Raw genomic sequence first — 15,678 nt, 5'->3', positions numbered from 1 at the left:
CAAATCATTAATACGGGGTTCCTGAACGCAAAAGCGCACCTTCATGACGGCCGTGCGTCATGTCCTCGCCGAGTTGTGTCAAGAAATTGCCAAACTGCATCTCCATAATCCATGGCACTGCCGCGAAAGGCGGCTCAGGCTATACACGGATGGATATGCGGAAAAATCTGAAGGTCACGACGGCGCTGTCGGCCATTCTTGCGTTGTTCGTCGTGCTGTTCGCCGTCGCTGCGGCGGCGGGCATCACGGTCTTGCGTGACAACCGCGCGGATATCGAGGCCCTGGGCCGGGGAAGCATCGAAAGGGCGAGCGATCTTGCCGACATGACCAGCCGGCTGTTCCAGGCGCGTGCGGCGCTGACGGACGCCAAGACGGCGATGGAAGGCGGGCTGGAGGAAGCGCGCAATACCTCGCTGGCGCAGGCCGATGCGCTGCTCAAGCAGGCGGCCACGAGCCTTGCGCGTCTGCGCGCCAACCCTGACGACAGTGCGCAGGGCGCGCCGCTGTTCGCGCAGGTGTTGACCGCCTATGCCGCCTTCGCGGACCAGACGCTGGCGCCGATGAGCAAGGCGATCCTGGGCTGGAACGGCATCGAGGTCAACCGGCTGACGGATAAGGCGCTGCCCGCCAGCGGCGCGGGCTATGTCAAGCAGGTGGAGACCTACCAGGCTTACGCCCGCGAACACGGGCAGCAAGCGGTGGCCAGCGCAAGCCGTACCCTGGAACGCGTGATCGTGGTGGCGGCGGCCATGCTGGGTTTCGTCCTGGTGGCGGCCATCCTGATCCGGCTGGGGTTCCGCCGCAGCATCGTGCGGCCGCTGAACGAGGCGGGGGCGCACTTCGACCGTATCGCGGACGGCGATCTGACGCGCGTGATCACGCAGCGTGGCGACAACGAGATCGGCGTGCTGTATTCGGCCATGCGCCGCATGCAGACGGGACTGTCGGCCGCGGTGGCGTCGGTGCGGCTGGGCGTGGAGGAAATCCATACCGGGTCGGGCGAAATCGCTGCTGGCGGCGCGGACATGTCGGACCGCGCGGCCCGGCAGGCAGGCTCGCTGCAGGAAGCGGCGGCCAACATGACGCAGTTGGCGCACACCGTCCAGATGACCGCCGGCAATGCGGACCTGGCCAGCCGTCAGGCGGTCAGCGCCACGCAATTGGCGCAGCGCGGCGGCCAGGCCGTCGATGAAGTCGTGCACAGCATGCAGGGCATCGCCGACAGCGCGCGGCGCATTGGCGAGATCGTTGGCGTGGTGGACAGCATCGCGTTCCAGACGAACATCCTCGCGCTCAATGCCGCCGTGGAAGCGGCCCGTGCGGGCGAGCAGGGCAAGGGCTTTGCCGTGGTGGCGGGCGAAGTGCGGTCGCTCGCGCAGCGCAGTGCCCAGGCGGCGCGCGAGATCAAGGGGCTGATCGAAGACTCGGCCGCGCGCGTGGATGCCGGCGTGCGTCATGTGAATCTGGCGGGCGACACCATGCGCGACATGGTGGCTTCCGTGGACCGCGTGACACAGATCGTGGCCGAGATTTCCAGCGCCGCCGCCGAACAGGCGGCCGGCATTGCGTCGGTGAACGACGCGGTGGCCGATATCGAGCGATCCACGCAGGAAACGGCCGCCATGGTCGAAGAGACGGCGGCTGCCGCGGCGGCGCTGGAAGCTCAGGCGCAAGGACTGCGCCGGGCCGTGGCCAAATTCCAGATTGCGCAGGGCGCGCAGGCAGCGGCGCGCGAGGCCTCAGCCGGCGAGCTCCGGCAGGACGGCCCCTGTGTAGCGCTCGGCCACGAGCGACAGGTTCCCGTGCTTGACCTTGTGCTTGACATGGGCGGCCGCCGAGGCGATGTCCTCAGGGCGGATGCGCTCGCATAGCGAGGGCGTGACGGTCAGGGCGCCCACGCCCAGCGTCACGAACGGAAAGAAGCGCGGCACGCCGTAACGGTCCTCGGCCTCGATGCCACCGTTGCGGCGGCCCTGCTCGTCGTACAGGGACATGGCGCCCTCGTTGAACTCGGCAATGATGCGCTCGATGCGCGCCATCCAGTCCGGGCTGCGCAGCAGCACCACGAAGTCGTCGCCGCCCACATGCCCGACGAAATCGCGCTGCGGATCGCAGTGACGCTTGATGACGTCGGCGGTCAGCATGATCATGTCGTCGCCGCGCCAGTAGCCGTAGACGTCGTTGAAGGGCTTGAAATTGTTCAGGTCGCCATAGCAGATCGTGAAGTCCGCGGCGTCTTCCAGCAGTGTGGCGATGTGCCGGCTGATGGGGATGTTGCCGGGCAGGGACGTCAACGGATTGGCGTAGCGCGCCGCCTCGATGCGCATCTCGGTCACCGAGCGCACCAGGGTTTCGCCCGTGGCCAGGCCGTCGTAGCGGCCGTCGCGCGTGATGATGAGCCCGTCCATCAGGTAGCGCTGGTCTTCGGAAATCAGCACGTGGCTCAGCTGGTCGATGGACACATTTACGTCCACCAGCACCGGTTCGGCGTTCATGAAGGTCGAGCAGGCGTCGCGGCCGAAGAGCTCGCGCGTGTAGCGCTGGGCGTAGTGTTCGGAAAAGTCCCGCCGGTTGATGATGCCGACCGGCCGGTTGTCGGCGTCGACGACCGCCACGGCGTGCAGGTTCTTGTGCTCGATGAAGAGACGATGCACGTCATCGTTGGTGTGCTTGGTCAAGAGGGCGGCCGGCGCCTCGACCCGCAGGCTGACGGCGGTGCCGCCGGCGGCGCGCTGCGATACCGGCGCCGACGTGCGCGAGCGCAGTGAATCGCGCAGCGGCGGCGTCAGCTCGGTCAGCAGCGTTTCGTCGGGCATGCCCAGGAACCACCCCTGCGCGTAGCGGATATCCAGCTCGCGCACGACGGCCAGATCCTCGGCGGTTTCGATGCCTTCGGCGATGATCGACGTGCCCAGGTGTTGCGCCACCTTCAGGATGGCGCGCACCATGTTCTGCTTGCGCTCGTCGTGGCCGATGCCGTCAAAGAAATACCGGTCGATCTTGACCAGCTCGGGCTGGGTTTCGGCCCAGAGCTGCAGGTTGGAATTGCCGACGCCGTAATCGTCGAGCGCGATGCGCATGCCGGCCTCGCGCAGACAGGCAAAGGCGTTGTGCAGTTCGGCCATGCGGTCCGACAGCGGATCCTGTTCGGTCAGTTCCACGACGATGCTGGCGGGCTCCAGCGCGCAGTCCTTGAGCAGCCGGCTGGGCATGTCGTGGCCCCAGAGCGTCCAGTAATGGAGCAGGGCAGAGCCAGACAGGTTCAGGAACAGCTTGCCGCAGGCGTCGTTCTGTTCAAACCCGCGCGCGCCCGCGCGGAAGCTGGCCAGTTCAAGCTGCGGGTGCAGCCCCTGCCGGCGCGCTTCGGCGAACAAGGCGTCGGGAAAGTGCAAGGGGGTGTCGGCGGGGCCACGGATCAGGCTTTCGTGGCCGTAGATGCGGCTGTGCGAGAGGTCGACCACCGGTTGAAAGCGCGGCCGCAACAATCTTTCGCGCAGGATGCCAGCCAGACTGGCGTGGGCGGACACTCCGTCAGGGGAATTGCGGGGAGCACGGGCCGCAGCCGGCCGTGGCAAAGCGTGAATGGAGTTCATCGCCGGGGCATTGAGATACGATCAGTGACAAGATAGGTCATATTGACAACAAAATATGTCTGCGTTGTTGCGACAAATCGTGTCGTGCAATCTTCAGTCGCTGTTACAAAAGTGTCAACAACGAATTCACACGTTGGTGGTACCCGCGCCAATATTGTGGGAAGCCGGCCTGCGACCGGCCCGGCCCTATACAATCCGCTCTATGACTTCCCCCAAGATTCCCGACTCCCTGCGCCGCGTTGTCCTGGCCTCCAACAATGCCGGCAAGCTGCGCGAGTTCTCCGCCTTGTTCGCGCCGCTGGGCATCGAGCTGGTGCCGCAGGGCGACCTCGGCGTGCCGGAAGCCGAAGAGCCGCACGTCACCTTCGTCGAAAACGCGTTGGCCAAGGCGCGCCATGCCAGCCGCCTGACCGGGCTGCCGGCCCTGGCGGACGACTCCGGCCTGTGCGTGGCCTCGCTGGACGGCGCGCCCGGCGTATATTCGGCGCGCTATGCCAAGATGCACGGCGGCGAAAAGTCCGATGCGGCCAACAACGCGTTGCTGGTGCGCAACCTGGCGTCCGTCGCCGACCGCAGCGCCTGGTATGTCGCTGTGCTGGCGTTGGTGCGTTCCGAGAACGACCCGCGTCCGCTGATCGGCGAAGGCCTGTGGCACGGCGAGATCATCGACGTAGCTGAAGGCGCCAACGGATTTGGCTACGATCCGCACTTCTACCTGCCCGACATGGCGCTGACCGCCGCGTCGCTGGATCCCGACGAAAAGAACCGGGTCAGCCATCGCGCCCGCGCGCTGCGCGAGCTGCTCAGCAAGCTGAGCCACGCTTGACCACGGCGCCGCCAAGGCGCCAGGAATTTTTTGCATGTCCATCACCATTCCCATCCGCAACGACATGGGCGCGACCAAGTCGCGCCTCGTTGTTCCCGCCGGCGCCACGCTGACCAGCCTGCCGCCGCTGTCGGTCTACGTCCACGTGCCGTGGTGCGTGCGCAAGTGCCCGTATTGCGACTTCAACTCGCATGCGGCGCCTGGCGAGATTCCCGAACGCGCCTATCTGGATGCGCTGCGCAGCGATCTGGAACAGTCATTGCCGTCCATCTGGGGCCGTCAGGTGATTTCCGTCTTCATCGGCGGCGGCACGCCCAGCCTGCTGTCGGCCGCTGGCCTGGACGAGCTGCTGGCGATGCTGCGGGCTTATCTGAATCTGTGGCCGGACGCCGAGATCACGATGGAGGCCAATCCCGGCACGGCCGAGGCGGGCCGTTTCCGCGACTACGCGGCCAGCGGCGTGACGCGGTTTTCGCTGGGCATCCAGAGCTTTGACGATGCGCAGTTGAAGAAGCTGGGCCGCATCCACGATGCCGCGCAGGCGCGCGCGGCCATCGACATGGCGCAACAGGCGGCGGCCCGGGTCAACCTGGACATGATGTTCGCCTTGCCTGGGCAGACGCTGGAAGCCTGTACGGCCGATCTGCGTCAGGCGATTTCGTTCGGCACCGAGCACCTGTCGCTGTATCACCTGACGATGGAACCGAACACGGTCTTCGCGAAGTTTCCACCCGAAGACCTGCCCGACGACGACACCAGCGCTGCCATGCAGGACGCGGTGGAAGCCGAGCTGGCCGCGGCGGGTCTGGCGCGCTACGAGGTGTCGGCGTACGCCAAGCCGGGCGCCCGCAGCCGCCACAACATGAATTACTGGGAATTCGGCGACTACCTGGGCATTGGCCCCGGCGCGCACGGCAAGCTGTCGTTTCACGACCGCATCGTGCGCGAGGCGCGTCTTCGTGGTCCGGATTCCTGGATGCAGGCCGCCATGGCGCGCGACGGGAGCCATCTGGCCGAGAGCCGCCAGGTCGGTCCGGACGAGCTGCCGTTCGAGTTCATGCTCAACGCCTTGCGCCTGAAAGACGGCGTGGCTGCCACGGCGTTCAACGAACGCACCGGTTTGTCGCTTGCCGTCATTGCGCACCAATTGGAGGCAGCCTCGAAACGGGGCCTGCTCGACGCCGACCCCACGCGCCTGCGCGCGACGTCTCTGGGCTGGCGCTTCCTCAATGACCTTCAGGAAATGTTCCTGTAAGGTGCACGCACCAAGGTGGGGCGGTCATGCCCCACCTTTTGCACCACGATGGTGCTACATTCCCTCAAGCCTGACATGCCTCCCCCGGGAATACCGGGGCTAAACCTGGCACGCTTATTGCTTCCCTCTTTTATGCCAGTCGACGGGCAAAGCCCTCGACCCTTTTATCTAATGGAGATGACATGGCAAGCCCGAAAGACGTCCTGAAACAGATCGCCGATAACGAAGTGAAATTCGTGGATTTCCGCTTTACCGATACGGTTGGCCGTGAGCACCACGTTTCCGTGCCCACCACTGCGATCGATGAAGACAAGCTGGAAAGCGGGCAGGCTTTCGACGGTTCGTCGATCCCGGGCTGGAAGGGCATCGAAGCCTCTGACATGCTCCTCATCCCTGACTGCGCCACCGCCAACCTGGATCCGTTCCGCGAAGAGCCGACGCTGATCCTGTCGTGCGACGTGGTCGAACCGTCGGACCTGAAGGGCTATGACCGCGACCCGCGTTCGCTGGCCAAGCGCGCCGAAGCCTACCTGAAGTCCTCCGGCCTGGGCGACACCGCCTACTTCGGTCCGGAACCCGAATTCTTCGTGTTCGACGGTGTGACCTGGAACACCGACATGTCGGGCACGTTCGTCAAGATCAAGTCCGAAGAAGCGCCGTGGTCCACCGGCCTGGAATTCGAAGGCGGCAACACCGGCCACCGTCCGGGCGTGAAGGGCGGCTACTTCCCCGTTCCGCCGGTCGACTCGTTCCAGGACATGCGTTCCGAAATGTGCCTGCTGATGGAACAGATGGGCGTGCCGGTTGAAGTGCACCACCACGAAGTGGCTGCCCCCGGCCAGCTCGAAATCGGCACCAAGTTCAGCACCCTGGTGCAGCGCGCCGACTGGACCCAGATCGTCAAGTACGTCGTGCACAACGTGGCCCACGCCTACGGCAAGACCGCCACCTTCATGCCCAAGCCCATCGTTGGCGACAACGGTTCCGGCATGCACGTCCACCAGTCCATCTGGAAGGACGGCCAGAACCTGTTCGCGGGCAACGGCTACGCCGGTCTGTCCGAGTTCGCCCTGTACTACATCGGCGGCATCATCAAGCACGCGAAGGCCCTGAACGCCATCACCAACCCGGGCACGAACTCGTACAAGCGTCTGGTCCCGCACTTCGAAGCGCCCGTGAAGCTGGCCTACTCGGCCCGCAACCGTTCGGCTTCGATCCGCATTCCGTACGTCGGCAACCCGAAGGGCCGCCGCGTCGAAGCGCGCTTCCCGGACCCCCTGGCCAACCCGTACCTGGCCTTCTCGGCCCTGATGATGGCCGGCCTGGACGGCGTCCAGAACAAGATCCACCCGGGCGATCCGGCCGACAAGAACCTGTACGACCTGCCGCCGGAAGAAGACGCGAAGATCCCGACCGTCTGCGCCTCGCTGGAAGAAGCGCTGGAGTCCCTGGACAAGGATCGCGAGTTCCTGACCCGTGGCGGCGTGTTCAGCAACGACATGCTCAACGCCTACATCGACCTGAAGATGGCCGATGTGACGCGTCTGCGCATGACGACGCACCCGGTCGAATTCGACATGTACTACAGCCTCTGATGGTGTGAGGCCGTGGCTGGGGGGCGCGCGATGAGGTAGGCAGAAACTTTGCCCACACCACGCGCACCACCAGGTAGCCCCCCGACGAATTGCCCGCCCGGCCCCGCGCCGGCGGGCAGGGCGCCGGGCAGGCGCGCCCGTCGCGGACGCGTTCCGCTTTCCCCTGTCCATTCGGGTACGTTGAAAATGAATGTTGAAGCTCTCGATCTGCTAGCCACGTCAGTTTTCCTGGTCAACGAGCGCGGCCACATCGAATACGCCAACGCAGCCGCCGAGGACCTGTTCGGCCGATCGCGCAAGCAACTGGGCGGGCATTCCGCCGCCACTCTGTTCGACAACCCTGAAAATATCCAGTCATCCATCGACCGCGCCGCGGGCGGCAGGTACGCCGACGTGAGGCAACTGGCCTCGTTGCGCCGCGCCGCCGAATCCGTGGAAGTTGCGGTGACCACCGTGGGACTGACCGGCCAGCGTTGGCCGGTGCTGATCGAGACCCGCGAAATCGAGCAACGCGTGCTGGCCGACCGCAACCACCGGCTGGTGGACGAGATCGAAGCCCACCGCGAATTGCTGCGCAACCTCGCGCATGAAGTCAAGAATCCCCTGGGCGGACTGCGCGGCGCCGCGCAACTGCTGGAAGCCGAGCTGCCCAGCGCAGCCCTGGCCGAATACACCCAGGTCATCATTTCCGAAGCCGACCGCCTGCAGGCCCTGGTGGACCGCCTGAGCGGCCCGCAACGTGTGCCGCTCAATGCGCGGCCGGTGAACATCCATGAAATCTGCGAGCGCGTCTGCGCGCTGATCCAGGCCGAATTCCGCAACGACGTCACGATCCAGCGCGACTACGACGCTTCGGTGCCGGACCTGAAGGGCGACGCCGCCCGCCTGATGCAGGCCGTGCTCAACGTGGCGCGCAATGCCGCGCAGGAACTGGTGGCGCGCCCGCAAGGCCCGCAGACCGAACCCGGCGTGGTGACGCTGCGCACCCGCGTTGCGCGGCAGGTCATGCTGGCGCATCGGCAGCACCGCCTGGCGCTCGTGCTGTCCATCATCGACAACGGTCCGGGCGTGCCGGACCACATCCGTGACCGCATCTTCCACCCGCTGGTCACAGCCAGGGCTGGCGGCACCGGCCTGGGCTTGAGCCTGGCGCAGGACTTCGTGCAACAGCACGGCGGCATCATCGAATTTGAATCCCGACCGGGGCGCACCGAGTTTCGCCTGGTCCTCCCGATGGAGCCCGCAAACTGATGAAACCCGTATGGATCGTCGACGACGACCAGGCCATCCGCTGGGTCCTCGAAAAGGCCCTGGCCCGCGCTGGCGTCACCACCCGCAGTTTTTCCCAATCGGCCGACGTGCTCGAGGCGCTTTCGCGTGAGACGCCCGTGGCGCTGGTGTCCGATATCCGCATGCCCGGCGGCAACGGCCTCGAGCTGTTGCGCCAACTGAAGGAGCGGCATCCTGGCCTGCCGGTCATCGTGATGACCGCGTTTGCCGACCTGGACAGCACGGTCTCCGCCTTCCAGGGCGGCGCGTTCGATTACCTGGCCAAGCCGTTCGACGTGAACGAGGCCGTCGCGCTGATCCAGCGTGCCATGCAGGAATCGACCCAGCCGGAAAGCCCGGACGGGCAGGGGGAAGCCGCACAGAACAACGAGCGCTGGATGATGACGCAATCGTCGTCCACCGCCATGCAGGAAGTCTTTCGCGCGATCGGCCGGCTGGCGCAGTCCAAGGTCACCGTCCTGATCACCGGCGAATCCGGCACGGGCAAGGAACTGGTGGCCCGCGCGCTGCACGGCCACGGCGTGCGCGCCAGCGGACCGTTTGTGGCGCTGAACGCGGCGGCCATCCCGCGCGACCTGCTGGAGGCTGAACTGTTTGGCCACGAGCGCGGCGCGTTCACCGGCGCCAATAATCTGCGCCGCGGCCGCTTTGAAGAGGCGCACGGCGGCACGCTGTTCCTGGACGAAATCGGCGACATGCCGATCGAGCTGCAGACGCGTCTGTTGCGCGTGCTGGCCGAGGGCAGCTTTTACCGTGTCGGCGGCGCCCAGCCCGTACGCGTGGACGTGCGCATCGTGGCCGCCACGCACCAGCCGCTGGAGCAGCGGGTCGAGCAGGGCCTGTTTCGCGAAGACCTGTTTCACCGCCTGAACGTGATCCGGCTGCGGCTGCCGCCGCTGCGCGAGCGGGTCGAGGACATTCCCGCGCTGGCGCAGCATTTCCTGACCGCTAGCGCGCGCACGCTGGGTGTGCCCGTCAAGCGGTTGACGCCCGAGGCGCTGGCCGTGCTGACCAAGTTCGACTTCCCCGGCAACGTGCGCCAGCTTGAGAACTTCTGCCATTGGCTGACAGTGATGGCGCCCGGCCAGACGGTCGACCGCGCCGACCTGCCGCCCGAGATCCGGGCCATGGAGCACCAGCCGCAGGCAGGCCTTGCGCCATCGCGGCCTCCCGTGACGGTGGCGGGCGTGGGCACGGTCGTGCAGGCCAGCGCTTATTCGTCCGAACCGGCAGAGGACGGCGCGCCGCGCAACTGGCAGGATTCGCTGCTGCGCGATGCGCAGTACCGGCTGGAGCGCGGTGAGCCGGCGGTCATGGCGACGCTGACGCGCCAGTTCGAGAAGATCCTGCTGCAAAGCGCGCTGGATGCCAGCCGCGGCCGCCGCGTCGAAGCCGCATCGCGGTTGGGAATCGGGCGCAACACCATCACGCGCAAGCTGCGCGAGCTGGGTATCGAAGACGAATAGTCCCCCGGGGCGGGCCTACATCCCGAGCAGGCTCTCGCACAGGCGCGGCGACTTCAGTTTCTGCAGCCACCACTTCATGGCTTCGCCCGGCGGCTCTGCCCGCCAGGCGTACGCCACGTGTTCCGTCAGGGACATGCCTTCATCCGTTTCGCACACCACCAGCAATCCCTGCGCCAGGTAAGGCGCGGCCAGCGTCAGCGGCAGATAACCGCAGCCTAGGCCGCGCACCTGCGCGTCGATCTTGGCCTGCATCGACGGCATCACCAGCGTCGGCTGCTCTGACAGAATGCCGCGCGACTGCACGGGCAGGTTGCGCGAGGTATCGGCAATCACCACGGCACAGTAGCGCGTGATGTCCGCGCGGCTGAGCGGCTGGGGAAGCGAGGCCAGCGGGTGGTTCGCCGCCACGCAGAACCCGAACTGCATCACGCCGATCGCCTGCGAGCGGTAAGGGCCCGTGGGTTCGCCCGCCGCGCCCGCGCCGATCACCAGGTCGGCGCGGCCGGACGTCAAGGCATCCCAATTGCCGCTCAGGACCTCGGTGGAAAAGCGCAGCGTGGTGGCGCTGCCCACCGCATGGAATTCGTCGATCAGGTCGTAGATGGGGCGCCACGGAATCACGGCGCTGACGGCGATGCGCAGCTGCACTTCCCAGCCCGTGGCGATGCGCTTGACCCGGCTGGCCAGCTCGTCCAGCGACTGCAACAGATGCCGCCCGTCCTTGAGCAGCGCCTCGCCCGCGGGGGTCAGCAGTGCGCGATGTCCGGAGCGGTCGAACAGCAGCACGTCCAGCCCGTCTTCGAGCTTGCGGATGGAATAGGTGACGGCGGAGGGCACCTTGCCCAGTTCGCGCGCCGCCTTGGCAAAGCTGCCGTGGCGCGCGATCGCGTCGACCAGGACAAGGAGTTCAGGGGTGATGGGCTGCATGGAATGGCGGCAAGTGAAGGTATTCAAATAATTTGAACGAAGTCATCAAAATATAGCGCCAAAACCAAGCCGCAGGGCGCGCAGAATACCACTCATGCCGGGGATGCAGACAAACGGCAAGGCAGAAAGCCAAGCCGGGATGCACCCCCTAATCATTCATATTATTGAAACAGGAGTTCAAGATGCTTACGATTCGCCGCGCTGCTGAACGGGGTCACGCCAACCATGGATGGCTCGATTCGTTCCATACCTTCTCCTTTGCCAACTACTACGACCCGGCTCACATGGGCTTCGGCGCGCTGCGTGTCATCAATGACGACCGCATCGCCGCCGGCCGCGGCTTCGGCACGCACGGGCATCGGGACATGGAGATCATCACCTACGTGCTGAACGGCGCGATCGCCCACAAGGACAGCATGGGCAGCGGCTCGGAAATCCAGCCGGGCAACGTCCAGCGCATGAGCGCCGGCCGCGGCGTGATGCACTCCGAGTTCAACCCCCGGCCGGACGCCGAAACGCACATGCTGCAGATCTGGATCGAGCCGAACGTGACCGGCATCGCGCCGGAATACGAAGAGCGCGCCTTCAGCGATGAGCAAAAGCGCGGCCGTCTGCAAGCCCTGGTGACGGGTGACGGCGCTGACGGGTCGATGAAGATCCATCAGGACGCCCGGCTGTACGCCGGTCTGTTCGACGGCGACGAGTCGGCTTCGCTGCCGCTGGCTGCCGGCCGCCGCGCCTGGGTCCACGTGGCCCGCGGCAGTGTGACGGTCAACGGCGCCGCGCTGAATGCCGGTGACGCCGTGGCGATCACCGACGCCGGCAGCGTCGACGTGTCGGGCGGCAAGGACGCCGAAGTGCTGGTGTTCGACCTGGCCTGACGCCAACGGCCGGGCGGATTCTGGAATCCGCCCGGTTTCACACATTACCGGCCGCGAGGCCATTAAGATGGCCCCAGGCCTATCCATGCGGAGCATTGCACCATGTCGACCCTGTCCCAAGCCGGCGAAAGCCAGATCGAAACCGTAGTGGTGCCGCGCACCAGCGACCTGGGCGGATTTTCCGTCCGCCGCGCCATTCCCTCCATGCAGCGCCGCAGCGTTGGTCCGTTCGTCTTCCTGGACCAGATGGGACCGGCGGACTTCGACGTCGGCGCCGGCATCGACGTGCGGCCGCACCCGCATATCGGTCTGTCCACCGTGACCTATCTGTACGAAGGCTCCATGGTCCACCGCGACGGCGCGGGCAACACGCAGACCATTCTGCCGGGCGAAGTGAACTGGATGACCGCCGGCCGCGGCATCGTCCATTCCGAACGCTCGTCGCCAGAAAGCCGGCTGGCGCCGCAACGCCTCTGTGGACTGCAGATCTGGGTCGGGCTGCCCAAGGCGCACGAAGAAACCGATCCGGGCTTCACACACTACGGGCTGGATGCACAGCCGGTGATCGAAGGCGAGGGTGTGCGCGCCCAGGTTGTGGCCGGTTCGCTGTTCGGCAAGACGTCGTCGGTCAAGACGCTGTCGCCGCTGTTCTATGGCGACCTGCAACTGCAGGCCGGCGCGACCACGGTGTTGCCGGCGGAGCATGAAGAACGCGCCGCCTACCTGGCGCAAGGCGAGGTGGAAATCGACGGCCAGACCTACGAGAGCGGGCGCCTGGTTGTCTTTGCCCCGGGCAAGCCGGTGCAGATCCGCGCCAGGACGGCCGCACGTTTCGCGGTGCTGGGCGGCGAGCCGCTCGACGGTCCGCGCTTCGTGTGGTGGAACTTTGTGTCCAGCAGCAAGGACCGCATCGAGCAGGCCAAGCAGGATTGGCAGCGCACGCGCTTCGATCAGATCGTGCCCGGCGACGAAACCGAGTTCATCCCGCTGCCCGAAGCCCGCGCCTGAGCGGGGTGGGATGACAATGCGTGATGGGGGATGTCATGCCGCCCCATGATCGTGTAACTTTTATTGTTTATTTTTGAGGGTTACACTGTCGCCGGAGATCACTATGAACACCAGCCACGCACCCGAATTCCGACAGCTGGGCGATCACGTCGCCCTGGACATGATCAACACCGTCGAGCAGAACAGCGCCGGCCCGGTCGACCGATGGCAGTCGGATGCGGACGTGGCGGGCTGGCTGTCGCTTGAGGGTGTTGCCGCCGCGCAGGGCGCCGCGCCTTCCGGTCTGCTGGAAAGCGCGCGCGGACTGCGCGAAACCGTCCGAGCGTTGGTGGCCCAGCGCAAGGCGCATGCGCCGCTGGCGTTATCGGCGCTGAATCGCGCGCTGGCGGCGGGCGGCAGTCACCTCGAGCTTGCGCCGGCAGACGATGGCAGCCTGGTGATGTCGCGCCGTTATCCCTCGCACACGGCGGCGCAATGGTTGCTCCCGGTGGCAGAGGCGGCGGCCGATCTGCTTGCGCATGGCGATTTTGGGCTGGTGCGTAAATGCGAAAGCGATACCTGCTCGTTGTGGTTTTACGACCGGACGCGGTCGCACAAGCGTCGCTGGTGCAGCATGGCGCTGTGCGGCAACCGGCACAAGGTGGCGGCGTTCCGGCAGCGCGAGGCGGCAGACGCCAGCGCCAAGGCGAAATGACAACACGCGACGACTCCCAGCCCGGCTCATGCCGGGCTTTTTCATGGTTGGCTGCCGGGAAGGCTGGGGGCGGCAATTCGGAAAACCGTGCGTAACTGGTAAAATGGTCGTTGACAGGTTACTAGAAATGCGTAGACTGTGCCGTGAAACATCCAACCCGTCGCAGGATGCCGGTGTCTGACACCCTGGGGAGATGATCTCCAGCCTGCCGTAACGCCTCAACGGGTGTCAGACACCTACATTGCGACAGCGCAACAACGGCAGACACCCGCTTCTTTTCGAATTCCGAATCCCTCCCGGAGACCATCATGAACGCCCAGTCCGACAACATCGTCCATTACCGCCACGCGCAAGCCGACGGCCTGCGGTTTTTCTATCGCGAAGCCGGCGATCCGCAAGCGCCCGTGCTTCTGCTGCTACATGGCTTTCCCACGTCGTCGCATCAGTTCCGCACCGTCATCCCGCAGCTGGCCAAGCACTTTCGCGTCATCGCGCCCGATCTGCCCGGGTTCGGTTTTACCGAAGTCCCGGCCGAGCGCGGCTATCGCTACACCTTCGACAACCTGGCCAAATCGCTGGAAGCGTTTGTCGACGAACTGGGGCTGACCCGCTACGCGATGTATTTCTTTGACTACGGCGCGCCGACCGGATTGCGGCTGGCGGTGGCGCACCCCGAGCGCGTGACCGGTCTGGTTTCGCAGAACGGCAACGCCTACCTCGACGGCCTGGGCGATGCCTGGGCGCCCATCCGCGCCTACTGGAACGATCCGACGCCCGCAAACCGCCAGACCATTCACGACGCCATCCTGAACTTCGAAGGCACGAAGTGGCAGTACGTGCATGGCGTGGGCGATCCGGACAGCGTCGCGCCCGAAGGCTATACGCTGGACGCGGCCCTGCTTGAACGTCCGGGCAACAAGGACATCCAGCTAGATCTGTTTCTGGACTATGCGAACAACCTGACGCAGTACCCGGCATTCCAGGCGTTCTTCCGCCAGGCCCAGGTGCCCACATTGGCGATCTGGGGCCGCAACGATCCGTTCTTCATACCGCCCGGTGCAGAGGCCTATCGCCGTGACAACCCGGATGCCGTGGTCGAACTGCTGGACACCGGCCACTTCGCGCTGGAAACTCACGGCCATTACATCGCCCAGCGCATCGTCGATGTGTTGGGACGCTGACCGGCGAGGGCGGCCCGATGGTCCCACCGCCCGGTCTTCACGGCAGGAGCCCGCATGACGCGCCACTTTGACGACCTTCAGCTGGGCAGCATCGAGATGTTCTGCCTGGCGGCGGAACTCACCAGTTTCACCGCCGCCGCCAACGCCGCGGGCGTTACGCCGGCGGCCGTCAGCCGCAGCGTCTCGCGGTTGGAAGCGCGGCTGGGCATCCGGCTGTTCGTGCGCAGCACGCGGCACATCCGGCTTAGCGACGAGGGCCGCGCCTACTTCGAGCAGGTGCGCCCGGCCATTGCTCAACTGGTCGACGCCGAACGTCAGGTGGGCGGGCAGGGCGCGGCGGGGCGGCTGCGCATCAGCCTGCCCACGCCCTATGCGCATTACCGCGTCCTGCCGCTGCTGCCCGCGTTTCGCGAGCAATATCCCAACGTGGACGTGCACGTCCACATCAGCAACCGCAATGTCGATTTTGCCGACGACGGCTATGACCTGTCGGTGCGCGGGCGCGCGCCCGACGACTCGGCGCTGATCGCGCGCAAGCTGGAGGACGCGGAGCTGGTGGTGGTCGGCGCGCCCGGGTACCTGCGCAGGCGCGGCACGCCGCAATCGCTGGAAGATCTGGCCGCGCACGATTGCATCCAGTTCGACCGGCCCAGCAGCGGGCGCCGCATTCCGTGGACGTTTCAGGTGGAGGGCGAAGCGGTCGACATCGTGACCGACGGCGCCTATGGCACGGGCGAGGACGTGCTGGGCGGCGTCACGCTGGCCCGGGCGGGCGCGGGCCTGTTCCAGACCTATCGCTTTGTGGTCGAAGACGACCTGCGCGAGGGCAGGCTGGCCGAGGTGTTGCCCCAGCATGGCGGCAGCACCCGGCCGTTCGTGTTGCTGTACCCGCATGCCCGGCACGTATCGCGCCGGGTTCGGGCGTTTGTCGATTTTCTGGTCGACAAGCTGGCGGACTGAGC

At 66.0% G+C, this 15,678-nt stretch carries 12 protein-coding genes and 1 pseudogene; 11 read left to right on the top strand and 2 right to left on the bottom strand.

Annotation, left to right across the window (positions count from 1 at the left end):
• Window positions 1–59 precede the first annotated feature (59 nt).
• Window positions 60–1,589, top strand: a pseudogene (locus tag AC6LJW_RS19725) (methyl-accepting chemotaxis protein); the annotation flags it as partial.
• A 150-nt stretch (window positions 1,590–1,739) separates the two neighbouring features.
• On the opposite strand, the gene AC6LJW_RS19720 reads toward AC6LJW_RS19725, so the two are convergent.
• Complete coding sequence (locus AC6LJW_RS19720; RefSeq protein WP_369818936.1) at window positions 1,740–3,593, bottom strand: EAL domain-containing protein; 1,854 nt, start codon at window positions 3,591–3,593, stop codon at window positions 1,740–1,742.
• Window positions 3,594–3,795: 202 nt separating this feature from the next.
• On the opposite strand from AC6LJW_RS19720, the gene rdgB reads away from it, so the two are divergent.
• From rdgB to ntrC, 5 genes are all read left to right on the top strand, one after another.
• Complete coding sequence (gene rdgB, locus AC6LJW_RS19715; RefSeq protein ID WP_056560968.1) at window positions 3,796–4,419, top strand: RdgB/HAM1 family non-canonical purine NTP pyrophosphatase; 624 nt, start codon at window positions 3,796–3,798, stop codon at window positions 4,417–4,419.
• A 34-nt stretch (window positions 4,420–4,453) separates the two neighbouring features.
• Window positions 4,454–5,674, top strand: a complete 1,221-nt coding sequence (gene hemW, locus AC6LJW_RS19710) for a radical SAM family heme chaperone HemW (protein ID WP_056560971.1) — start codon at window positions 4,454–4,456, stop codon at window positions 5,672–5,674.
• Window positions 5,675–5,856: 182 nt separating this feature from the next.
• The gene (gene glnA, locus AC6LJW_RS19705; RefSeq protein ID WP_056560974.1) at window positions 5,857–7,269 is read left to right on the top strand and encodes a type I glutamate--ammonia ligase; all 1,413 of its coding nucleotides are present in this window, start codon (window positions 5,857–5,859) and stop codon (window positions 7,267–7,269) included.
• A gap of 186 nt (window positions 7,270–7,455) precedes the next feature.
• Entirely contained in the window at window positions 7,456–8,520 is a 1,065-nt protein-coding gene (gene glnL / locus AC6LJW_RS19700) for a nitrogen regulation protein NR(II) (RefSeq protein ID WP_056560977.1), read from the top strand.
• The gene (gene ntrC, locus AC6LJW_RS19695; RefSeq protein ID WP_056560980.1) at window positions 8,520–10,025 is read left to right on the top strand and encodes a nitrogen regulation protein NR(I); all 1,506 of its coding nucleotides are present in this window, start codon (window positions 8,520–8,522) and stop codon (window positions 10,023–10,025) included. Before glnL ends, ntrC begins: the two co-directional genes overlap by 1 nt.
• 15 nt (window positions 10,026–10,040) lie before the next feature.
• On the opposite strand, the gene AC6LJW_RS19690 is transcribed toward ntrC, so the two are convergent.
• Window positions 10,041–10,952: a LysR family transcriptional regulator gene (locus AC6LJW_RS19690; protein ID WP_056560983.1), complete on the bottom strand. Its 912-nt coding sequence runs from the start codon at window positions 10,950–10,952 to the stop codon at window positions 10,041–10,043.
• A 182-nt stretch (window positions 10,953–11,134) separates the two neighbouring features.
• Here AC6LJW_RS19690 and AC6LJW_RS19685 point away from each other — a divergent pair, with 182 nt between their 5' ends.
• From AC6LJW_RS19685 to AC6LJW_RS19665, 5 genes are all read left to right on the top strand, one after another.
• The gene (locus tag AC6LJW_RS19685) at window positions 11,135–11,833 is read left to right on the top strand and encodes a pirin family protein (RefSeq protein ID WP_056560985.1); all 699 of its coding nucleotides are present in this window, start codon (window positions 11,135–11,137) and stop codon (window positions 11,831–11,833) included.
• 102 nt (window positions 11,834–11,935) lie between these two features.
• Window positions 11,936–12,841, top strand: a complete 906-nt coding sequence (locus AC6LJW_RS19680; protein WP_056560988.1) for a pirin family protein — start codon at window positions 11,936–11,938, stop codon at window positions 12,839–12,841.
• A 103-nt stretch (window positions 12,842–12,944) separates the two neighbouring features.
• Complete coding sequence (locus tag AC6LJW_RS19675; RefSeq protein WP_498088056.1) at window positions 12,945–13,535, top strand: CGNR zinc finger domain-containing protein; 591 nt, start codon at window positions 12,945–12,947, stop codon at window positions 13,533–13,535.
• Between the two features lie 308 nt (window positions 13,536–13,843).
• The gene (locus AC6LJW_RS19670; RefSeq protein ID WP_427987794.1) at window positions 13,844–14,716 is read left to right on the top strand and encodes an alpha/beta fold hydrolase; all 873 of its coding nucleotides are present in this window, start codon (window positions 13,844–13,846) and stop codon (window positions 14,714–14,716) included.
• A gap of 54 nt (window positions 14,717–14,770) precedes the next feature.
• Window positions 14,771–15,676 carry a LysR family transcriptional regulator gene (locus AC6LJW_RS19665; protein ID WP_056560997.1) on the top strand — a complete coding sequence of 302 codons (906 nt, stop codon included), beginning with the start codon at window positions 14,771–14,773 and terminating at the stop codon, window positions 15,674–15,676.
• The last annotated feature ends 2 nt before the right edge of the window (window positions 15,677–15,678 follow it).

It is taken from the genome of Achromobacter sp. 1012554356, from assembly GCF_059760815.1.
Note: the sequence above shows the minus strand (reverse complement) of the source record. Positions and strands in the feature narration are given on the sequence as shown.